General features: G+C 69.7%; 1 protein-coding gene. It reads left to right on the top strand.

Translation table 11 applies throughout. The features are described 5' to 3' along the window. Positions 1–416 (top strand): hypothetical protein (locus JNK74_30605; protein ID MBL7650518.1); only part of this gene is annotated, 416 nt, incomplete at its 5' end. Between the last annotated feature and the right edge of the window lie 86 nt (positions 417–502).

The raw sequence follows: 502 nt of genomic DNA, 5'->3' as shown, positions 1-502 counted from the left end.
CCACGGCGCAAACTCTCGCCGACACCCGCACGGGCGAGCGGGTGCGCCTGGTCATCCATGATTCCCTGCGCCAGGGCGTGTTTCAGCGACGCCGACAGGACGTGATCGGCCATTTCGTGCGCGCCAACCCGGACTCCGTCTGGATCCGACCTCTTGGTGCCAGCGACCTGGGGGTGGCGCGCACCGCCATCGCGCGGGCCAGCGTCAGCTCCGGCGCCTCGCGATGGAAGAGCGCGCTGCTGCTCGGCGTGGGCTGGGGACTGGGAATGGCCGCCGCCGTCGCCTTCAGCGACGAGAACACCGATGATGGCCATCGCGGACGCGACATCTGGATCGGTGCCGGGGTTGGGGTGGGTGCAGGCATGGTCGTCGGCGCGAAGCTGCCATTCGAACTCTGGCGCGGCGTCAAACCGTAGCGACGCTCCCCCGCTCCGGCCCCGCAGCGAGCCATCCGCCATGCAACACGATTTCGAACCGTTTGCGCCACACGCCGGGGCAGCGA

This window comes from Candidatus Hydrogenedentota bacterium (assembly GCA_016791475.1).
GTDB lineage: Bacteria > Hydrogenedentota > Hydrogenedentia > Hydrogenedentales > JAEUWI01 > JAEUWI01.
Note: the sequence above shows the minus strand (reverse complement) of the source record. Positions and strands in the feature narration are given on the sequence as shown.